Below are 1,148 nucleotides of genomic sequence, written 5' to 3'. Positions count from 1 at the left end.
GTCCGGTCGAGTTCGCCGCTCGCGCGAAGGAACTGGAAGGGCTCGGCGTCGAGGTCGAGATCCTCACCGAGAAGGAGATGAAGAAGCTCGGCATGGGCTCGCTGCTTGGCGTCGCGCAGGGCTCGCCGCGCGGCGCCCGCATGGCCGTCATGCAATGGAAGGGCGGCAAGGCCAAGGACGCGCCGATCGCCTTCATCGGCAAGGGCGTCACCTTCGACACCGGCGGCAATTCAATGAAGCCGGCCTCCGGCATGGAGGACATGAAGGGCGACATGGGCGGTGCCGCCGCGGTCACCGGGCTGATCCGTGCGTTGGCCGCCCGCAAAGCCAAGGCCAATATCGTCGGCGTCATCGGCTTGGTCGAGAACGCCGTCGACGGCCATGCGCAACGCCCGGGCGACATCGTCACCTCGATGTCGGGCCAGACCATCGAGGTCTTGAACACCGACGCAGAAGGCCGCTTGGTGCTCGCCGATGCGCTCTGGTACACCAACGATCGCTTCAAGCCGAAATTCATGGTCAATCTGGCGACGCTGACCGGCGCCATCATGGTCGCGCTTGGCCAGCACTATGCCGGCCTGTTTTCCAACAATGACGAGCTGGCCGGCAGGCTTTTCGGCGCCGGCCAAGCGACGCAGGAGCGGCTGTGGCGCATGCCGCTTGGCGCCGAATACGACAAGCTGATCGAGTCCAAGAACGCCGACATGAAGAACATCGGCGGCCGCTATGGCGGCGCCATCATCGCCGCGCAGTTCCTGCAGCGTTTCGTCAAGGACACGCCCTGGGCGCATCTCGACATCGCCGGCACCGCGATGGGCGCGCCGGCGAGCGAGATCAACCAATCCTGGGGCTCCGGCTTTGGCGTGCGGCTGCTCGATAGGCTGGTACGCGACCATTACGAAGGGTAAGGCTGTCGTGGCCGACATCCTGTTCTACCACCTGACCGAATCGACGCTTGAGGAAGCCCTGCCGGGCCTGCTCGAGCGCAGTGTCGAGCGCGGCTGGCGCGCGGTCGTGCAGACCGGCACGGAGGAACGGCGGGACGCGCTCGACCAGCATTTGTGGACGTTTCGCGACGACTCCTTCCTCGCGCACGCCACCGACCGCGAAGCCTATCCGGCCGAGCAGCCGATCCTGCTCACCACGGG

At 66.1% G+C, this 1,148-nt stretch carries 2 protein-coding genes; both read left to right on the top strand.

The features are described from left to right. Positions 1 to 908, top strand: a 908-nt coding sequence (locus tag EOA60_RS34000) for a leucyl aminopeptidase (protein ID WP_128312676.1), incomplete at its 5' end; no start/stop codon positions are given. A 7-nt stretch (positions 909 to 915) separates the two neighbouring features. Continuing rightward, a partial coding sequence (locus EOA60_RS33995) for a DNA polymerase III subunit chi (RefSeq protein ID WP_164899811.1) occupies positions 916 to 1,148 on the top strand: 233 nt, incomplete at its 3' end.

The sequence above is a fragment of the Mesorhizobium sp. M1A.F.Ca.IN.020.06.1.1 genome (assembly GCF_004023265.1).
In the GTDB taxonomy this organism is placed as follows: domain Bacteria; phylum Pseudomonadota; class Alphaproteobacteria; order Rhizobiales; family Rhizobiaceae; genus Mesorhizobium.
Note: the sequence above shows the minus strand (reverse complement) of the source record. Positions and strands in the feature narration are given on the sequence as shown.